Source organism: Pseudomonas sp. PKS, from assembly GCF_051913525.1.
Lineage (GTDB): Bacteria > Pseudomonadota > Gammaproteobacteria > Pseudomonadales > Pseudomonadaceae > Aquipseudomonas > Aquipseudomonas guariconensis_D.
This window is the reverse complement of the sequence record NZ_JBEGDO010000025.1, coordinates 65,949-73,653: the sequence shown is the minus strand read 5'-3', so window position 1 is coordinate 73,653 and position 7,705 is coordinate 65,949. Positions and strand designations below refer to the sequence as shown.

At 61.7% G+C, this 7,705-nt stretch carries 6 protein-coding genes; 3 read left to right on the top strand and 3 right to left on the bottom strand.

The features are described 5' to 3' along the window. Positions 1-101 precede the first annotated feature (101 nt). Positions 102-1,196, bottom strand: coding sequence for an MBL fold metallo-hydrolase (locus tag ABOA88_RS20680; RefSeq protein WP_367852055.1), 1,095 nt, complete (start codon positions 1,194-1,196; stop codon positions 102-104). A 127-nt stretch (positions 1,197-1,323) separates the two neighbouring features. Here ABOA88_RS20680 and ABOA88_RS20675 point away from each other — a divergent pair, with 127 nt between their 5' ends. Together ABOA88_RS20675 and ABOA88_RS20670 are read left to right on the top strand one after the other, a co-directional pair. Then, positions 1,324-2,400 (top strand): diguanylate cyclase, encoded by a 1,077-nt coding sequence (locus ABOA88_RS20675; RefSeq protein ID WP_196170098.1) that lies wholly within the window; start codon positions 1,324-1,326, stop codon positions 2,398-2,400. Positions 2,401-2,455: 55 nt separating this feature from the next. Further along, complete coding sequence (locus tag ABOA88_RS20670; RefSeq protein WP_367852056.1) at positions 2,456-5,038, top strand: bifunctional diguanylate cyclase/phosphodiesterase; 2,583 nt, start codon at positions 2,456-2,458, stop codon at positions 5,036-5,038. A 9-nt stretch (positions 5,039-5,047) separates the two neighbouring features. Here the strand turns inward: ABOA88_RS20670 and ABOA88_RS20665 are convergent, their stop codons facing one another. Then, positions 5,048-5,368, bottom strand: a complete 321-nt coding sequence (locus ABOA88_RS20665; protein ID WP_196170096.1) for a DUF2025 family protein — start codon at positions 5,366-5,368, stop codon at positions 5,048-5,050. A gap of 175 nt (positions 5,369-5,543) precedes the next feature. Here ABOA88_RS20665 and ABOA88_RS20660 point away from each other — a divergent pair, with 175 nt between their 5' ends. Continuing rightward, positions 5,544-6,758 (top strand): GAF domain-containing sensor histidine kinase, encoded by a 1,215-nt coding sequence (locus tag ABOA88_RS20660; protein ID WP_196170095.1) that lies wholly within the window; start codon positions 5,544-5,546, stop codon positions 6,756-6,758. Here ABOA88_RS20660 and ABOA88_RS20655 read toward each other — a convergent pair. Then, on the bottom strand, positions 6,697-7,614 hold the full coding sequence (locus ABOA88_RS20655) for a LysR family transcriptional regulator (RefSeq protein ID WP_196170094.1): 918 nt from the start codon (positions 7,612-7,614) through the stop codon (positions 6,697-6,699). The two genes, ABOA88_RS20660 and ABOA88_RS20655, sit on opposite strands and share 62 nt — an antisense overlap. Positions 7,615-7,705: the final 91 nt, after the last annotated feature.

The following is a 7,705-nucleotide window of genomic DNA, read 5'->3' as shown; positions in this document are numbered from 1 at the left end:
CAAGGAGTTTTGCGTTTCGACTGCGTCGGAAGTGGGGCGCATTATAAGGGGATTCAAAACCCCGTCAACCCTTATTTCAAAAAAACTTCAAAACAATATCCTTAGCGTGTCACGACGTCTCGTTCGATCATCCTGCCCCGCTCACGAACCGGTCGCGGCTGCCACCAATTTTGTCCCTCGTGCGGGGAATCCAGGCTGACCCGCTCACCCATTTGAGGCGTGGACAAACGCACCTGCGCTTGCGAGGCCAGCGCAACAATGCGCTCGAATGGCTCCTGCCATCCATGGATGGACAAGTCAAAGGTGCCATTATGAATTGGTAGCAACCAGCGCCCGCGCAGGTCTAGGTGGGCCTGCAAGCTCTGCTCGGGCTGCATGTGCACGTTGGGCCAGGCCAAGTTGTAGGCACCGGTTTCAATCAAGGTCAGGTCGAACGGCCCATAGCGCTCGCCAATCTGACGGAAGCCATCGAAATAGCCGGTATCTCCACTGAAGTACAGACGCAACTCTTGATCCATTACCACCCAGGACGCCCACAACCTGCGATTGCTGTCGAACAGACCACGTCCTGAAAAGTGCTGCGCCGGGGTTGCCACCAAGCGAACGCCCTCGATCTCGGTTTCCTGCCACCAATCCAGCTGGCGTACCTTGGCTACAGGCACCCCCCAACTGATTAACAGATCCCCCACGCCAAGCGGTGCCAGAAACAACCCGGTACGTGGCGCCAGTTGGCGAATCGTCTGTTCATCAAGGTGATCGAAGTGGTCATGGGAAAGAATCACTGCACTCAACGGCGGCAGTTCCTCCAGGCTCAGGGGCGGAGCATGGAAACGCAATGGCCCAGCCCATTGCACGGGCGAGGCACGCTCGGCGAACACCGGGTCAGTAATAAAGAAGCGTCCGCGCAACTTAAGCAGTACCGTCGAATGCCCCAGGCGCCAGAGGCTATGGTCCGGCGCATCGAGCACCTGTTGACGGGTCATCGGCTGTAGGCTGATGGGCGCCTGCGGGCGTGTTCCCGGAGGCTTGCGCAAGAACAGATACTTCAAGCCAATACGCAGTTTTTTCAGAGCGCCATTCTGGGGCAGGATGGCCTGGTTATGAAAACGCCCATCCCGATGTGGAGCCGACCCACCAGCGATAGAGTCAAGGGGCAACATGAGCAGTAGCACTCCGACCAAGAGCAAGGCGTTCATGTTACCCCACAGTGATTGGCTCAACCGTGAAATGGCCTGTAAGGTCATTTTTCATCGATGGATTATTGTTGAACAATACTCACGCCGCTTATGCGATAAAACGGTACTCCACACCAGAACAAATGCCATGAACGACAACAATAGCGGGAAAGGACTCTCATTCGTCAGGCGTATCTACCTACCGCGCATCATCGGGTTGGGCATTGGCATGTTCAGTGTCATGGCTGCCCTTGCCCCATTGCAACCCGCGACCTGGCTTTGGGCATTGCTGCTGTTCAACGGACTGGCCTGGCCACACCTGGCTTATCTATGGGCCCGGCGCAGCGTCACGCCTTACAGGGCCGAACAGCGCAACCTCCTGCTGGATTCGCTAATGGGTGGTTTCTGGACGGCAGCCTTTCACTTCAACCCGCTGCCCAGCGTGACCATCTTGTCGATGATGACGATGAACAACGTCGCTGCCGGCGGCAAACGCCTGGTCTGGCGGGGGATGCTGGCGCAACTGGCGGGAATGCTACTGGCCGTGCTGGTGCTCGGCCCTGGGCTGCAACTGCTTGCCACACCACTTCAGGTCTACGCCTGCCTGCCGATGCTGACACTCTATCCCCTGGCCTTGGGCTGGGTGTGCTATCGACTGGCGATCAAGCTGGCCGAACACAAGCGTCGACTCAGCGACCTGAGCCGCACCGACAGCTTGACCAGCCTGCTCAACCATGGCTCCTGGAAGGATCTGTTGCAGCTCAGGTTCCAGGCTTGCCGCCAACGTGAGCTCAGCGCTGTGGTCGCCCTGATCGATATCGATCACTTCAAGACCATCAACGACACTTTCGGCCACGTGGTGGGTGACTGCGTTCTGCGCCAGCTTAGCCAAGAGCTCAAGCGTACCTTGCGCGAGCACGACCAAGCGGGACGCTACGGGGGCGATGAGTTCTGCGTGATCCTGCCCGACACGGACCAGCCCCAGGCCTGCCACGCCATGGAACGCCTGCGTGAATGCGTCGGCGCCTACCGCAATCCACATTTGCCAGCACTGCACATCACCCTAAGCATTGGTCTGGCGCCCTATACAGCCGACCTCAAGTCTCCCGAACAGTGGTTGGAAGCAGCAGACAAGGCCCTCTACGCCGCCAAGCGCCAAGGTCGTGACCAAGTGAATTTCGCCCAGGACGGAGCTGCCGCACTCAAGCTGGCCTATCCTGACTGAACCTGCCCCAGGCCGCCGCGCACCAGGGATGCAGTTCATCAAGGAGCTCTCGCGCATGGACAGGCATGTCGACTCTTCGCCCAGCAGCCCTGCCCCGCGTTTGCAGGTCCGCCGCCTGATCATTGGTTTTTCCCTGCTGTTTATACTCGCCGCTCTGGTCACTCTGGGCGTGCTGTTCAACATTGCCCGGATTCTCGATCACCAAGAGCAGGAACGCAGCACGTTCCAGGCTACCCAGGCCTTGGAACAAAGACTGCAGGCATCGCGTCAGTTCCTGTCCAGCTATGCCGTATGGGATGCCGCCTATCAACATCTGGCCGGCCAGGTCGATTGGCAATGGGCCTACGAGGAGAAGAACGTTGGCGATTCGCTGTACACCGCCAGCGGCTACGAAGGTGTCTTCGTGGTGGAAGACCAGCGCACCACCTATGCCCTGCTCAAAGGAAAGCCGACCGACTCGCCGGCCAGCGCCCTCATCGATGGGCCCTTGGCGACGATCATCACCGATGCCCGCACGGTGGCCCCTGCTCGGGAGCAGGTGACCCAGTTCGTGTTGCTCAACGGCTCACCGGCCGTGCTCAGCGCCGCCGCCGTACGCCCGGACAAAGACGTCGAGCCAAGCGAGGTGGCCGACGCACCAGTGATGCTGTTCGTCGATGAGCTGACCGAGCCGAAGCTGTCCCAGCTCGGTAAAGGCGCTGGCCTGACCGACCTACGCCTGGAAAAGAACGCGATCGATGCCCGGGGCCAACCTCGCATCCCTCTGGGCGACACCGGCTATAGCCTGGCCTGGAACAGCCCGCAACCTGGCAGGCAATTGCTCTGGGCGGTGCTTCCGACTCTGTCGGGGGCATTGCTGGTACTAGGCCTGGTGATGCTCTACCTGTTTCGCCAGGTGTTGCAGGGCTCGCGTGCCGTCGAGCTCAGCCTGCGACGCCTGCAGCAGAGCAACCAGGCCTTGGAGGCCAGCGAGCAGCGGTTTCGCGCCGTCGCCGAAGCGGCGTCCGACTGGATCTGGGAAACCGATCGCCAACAGCGCCTGACCTACCTTTCCCAACGCTTCGTGCGGGTCACCGGCTACCACGTCGAAGATTGGCTTGGCCAGCCGCTGAACCAACTGCTGGCTTGCGACACCACCCCCCTCTCCTCCTGGCTAGACAGCCAGGCGCAGGCCGACCCACAGCAGTTGGCCAACCTGCGTTGCGTCTACCGGGACCACAACGGCCAGAACCGCTATTGCCGGATCTCGGCTCGGCCGATCCTGTTAGAGGGCAAGCACAGCGGTTTTCGCGGTACCGCCAGCGACATCACCGACGAAGTGGACGCCCATGCACGTATCCAGCACCTTTCGATGCACGATGCCCTCACCGGCCTTGCCAATCGCAACAAGCTCGCCCGCCACCTGGAACAAGCGCTACTGCGTGGCAGCGACGCGCCGCCCCTGACCTTGCTGTTGCTGGACCTGGACAACTTCAAGCCGATCAACGACGCCCTTGGCCACGCCGCTGGCGATGCCGTGCTGCAGGAAGTCGCCACGCGCCTGCGCGATACCACCCGCGAGGGTGACCTGGTAGCGCGCCTGGGCGGGGATGAGTTCGTGTTGGTACTCAGTGGCCTGGACAACCACAGCGAAGTCGATCGCTTCTGTGCCCGACTGATCGACCTGCTGCAGCAGCCCATCCTCTTCGAAGACCAACCACTGCACATCGACGCCAGCCTTGGCATCGCCCAGAGCCGCGCCCAGGGCTACGATGCCGGGGAGCTGATACGCTGCGCCGACATCGCCCTGTACCAGGCCAAAGTCGAAGGCAAGCACACCTGGCGTTACTTCGATGCACAGATGAATCAGCAAATCCAGTATCGCCGGCAATTGGAGAACGACCTTCGCCGCGCCCTGAAGCACGAAGAATTCGTGCTCCACTACCAACCCCGGTATCGCCTGCGGGATCTTCAGATCGTTTCGGTCGAAGCCCTCCTGCGCTGGCAGCATCCCCAGGAAGGACTGCTCGGCCCGGATACCTTCATCCCCTTGGCAGAACAAAGCGACCTCATTGTCGCCCTCGGCCGATGGGTACTGCGCGAGGCCTGCCAAAGCGCCCGGGACTGGCCCCAGGACCTGCTGGTGTCGGTCAACCTTTCGCCGGCGCAGTTTTCCCGCAGTAACGTGGTGGCGGATGTGCGCGAAATCCTGTTGCAGACGGGTTTTCCGGCCCAGCGCCTGGAGCTGGAAATCACCGAAAACGTCATGCTCAACGACATCGAGGGCGCCCTGGGCACCATGCTCGCCCTCAAGGAACTCGGCGTACGCCTGAACATGGACGATTTCGGCACAGGCTATTCCTCCTTGGGCTACTTGCGGACCTACCCGTTCGACAGCATCAAGATCGACAAGCGTTTCATCGCAGGCCTAGGCAACCCGAGCGGCAGCGACCGCGCCGTGGTCCAGGCGATCATCAACCTGGGCCGGGCCATGGGCCTGGATGTGACCGCCGAAGGAGTGGAAACCGAGCAACAGCTCAAGCTGCTGGCCAAGGACCGCTGTGACGAAGTCCAGGGCTATTACCTGAGCCGGCCGCTGGATCGCCAGCATTTCGAGGGTTTGCTCAAGGCGCGCGGCGACCAGCGTGGCGCGCTCTGAGCCTTGCATTCAACGCAACCGGCGTTCGGCGATGATTTCCGGAAGATCCCCGCGACGCAGGTAGAGGCGCAGCGGCTCGCCGATGTTAAGCCGATCATCCACATGCTGGGCCAACAACAGTGCCAGACGCTCACGGCACAGGGCCATGCGGGCGCCCTGCAGGGGGCGCCAGACGAATTCGCTGCAGGGTGTGATGCTGTCATCGGCCACATCCATGCCGAAGGCGTCTTCGCTAAAGCGCACGATATGGGTGCCACGCTTGCCATGGAACCCGACGAAGCCGGTGAGCTGGTCGGCGGCATTGCAGATATCCAGGGATGTGATGGTCATACGTACCTCGCAATTGATGTCGAAAGGACGCACGCCGGGCGGGAGCGGTCGCCTCTTCTCGGGCGACGCGCAGGGCCAGCCTAGCGCAAGTGGCAGACCGTTCGCCAAGTTTTTCCATGTGCCGACGATCGGCCCGCTAGACTGGTCTTCCTACCGCCACGGACATCGGACCGTCATGGCCATCGACCTCAGTGCCGACATCGCCATCATTGGCCGCATCAACGCCGTTCCGGCCATCCTGCAAGTGATCTGCGAGACCACCGGCCTGCGTTTTGCCGCCGTAGCGCGGGTCACCGAGAACAATTGGGTCGCCTGCGCCGTGCTGGACAACCTGGGCATAGGCCTGCGGCCCGGTGATGAACTGGACGTGACCACCACCCTGTGCCAGGAAACCCGCAGCAGCCAGCAGACCATCGTGATCGACCAGGCCAGCCTGGACGAGCAGTACAGCCAGCATCACGCACCGCGGATCTACCGCTTCGAAAGCTACATCTCGGTGCCGGTGCTGCGCACCGATGGCAGCTTCTTCGGCACCATCATCGCCTTCGACTCACAGCCCGCGCCGCTCAAAGGCAGCGCAATCCAACCCATGATGGAGTCCTTTGCCCGCCTGCTGGCGATCCAGATAGAAAGCGAACAAAGCGCCCAGCGCACTGAACGCGCCCTTCAAAAGGAACGCGCCATGGCCGAAGTGCGCGAACAGTTCATCGCCGTCCTCGGTCATGATCTGCGCAACCCACTGTTCGCCATCACCGCCGGTGCCGAACTGCTCGTCCAGCGCCTTCAGGACGAGCGTAACCGTGTCATCGCCCGGCACATCCTCACCTCCGGCAGACGTGCCTCCCAGTTGGTGCGTGACGTGCTGGACTTCGCCCGCGGTCGCCTCGGTGCCGGCATCACGCTCAACGTGCAGCCCTGCCACGATCTGCATGACGCCCTCAGCCACGTCGCCTCGGAACTGCAGCGCGTGCACCCGCAGCGCCAGATGGTGCTGAACATCGGCGATCTGGGCGGCCTGTACTGCGACCGGGAACGGGTAATGCAGTTGCTTTCCAACCTGGTTGCCAATGCCCTGACCCATGGTGCCCCCGACGGGCCGGTGACCATCACCGCCGCCGTACGTGACGGCACTTTCGTGCTCAGCGTGCACAACTTGGGCGAGCCGATCCCGGCGCATACCCTGGCGCAATTGTTCCAGCCGTTTTCCCGACCGATCTCCAACAGACCGCAGCAAGGGCTGGGCCTTGGGCTGTACATTGCCAACCAGATTGCCCTGGCCCACGGCGGGCGAATGGACGTTGTGTCCAACCCTCAGACGGGGACGCTGTTCAGCTTCCGTCTGCCTGTGGATCGACCTGGGACGCCAGCACCTGAGCCAGCCAGTTCATGAACACCTGGACCCGGCGCGGTACATGGCGCTGCCGGGCGTACAGCAACGACACTGGCATGGCTTGGGCCTGAAACCCTTCCAGCACACAGACCAATGCGCCACTGCGCAGATGATCCACGACGCCCACAGCGGGCACTTGGATCAGCCCCAGGCCTGCCAGGCAAGCCGCCGAGTAGGCCTCGGCGTTGTTCACCGTCACGGCCCCCGCCATTGCCTGGACATGCACTTGTCCGTTGCGCTCGTATTCGAACCCTGGGCTGCGCGCGCCCAGGGTGCCGACGTAATGAACCAGACGGTGTTCGGCCAGATCCTCCAGGCTGCGCGGCTCGCCGTAACGCGCCAGGTACCCTGGACTTGCGCAGTTGCGCATGCTCAGCTGGCCGACCGGCCGCGCCACCACGTCCAGGTCGTTCAGCACGCCAATTCGCAGCACACAGTCGAAGCCTTCGCGCAGTAGATCAACCCGCCGGTCGGTGCAGCTGATCTCCACCTCCAGACGCGGGTAGCGATCCAGGAACCCAGGCAGTGCCGGAATGATCACTTGCCTGGCCATCATGGTCGGCAAATCGATGCGCAAACGCCCTGTCAGGTCAACATTGTCAGCGCGAAACAGCCCCTCGATTTCTTCCATGCCCGATAGCAGATTCTTGCTGCGTTCATACAGCAGCATGCCGTCCTGGGTGGCCTGCACACGTCGGGTGGTGCGGTTGAATAGCCGAGTCCCCAGCAGATGCTCTAGCGCCCGAATCTGCTCGGACACCGTTGATCGCGGCAACCCCAGGCTGTCGCCGGCCAGGGTGAAACTGGACAGTTCACTGACCCTGACGAACGTGCGCAGCAGCTCCAGCTTGTTCATGGAAAACGTCGCTCATTGTCCAAAACATTCGAACAGTATTTCCGTAAATGCCGGATTTATCACCTCTGCACAGGCCAATAGTCTGTTGCCC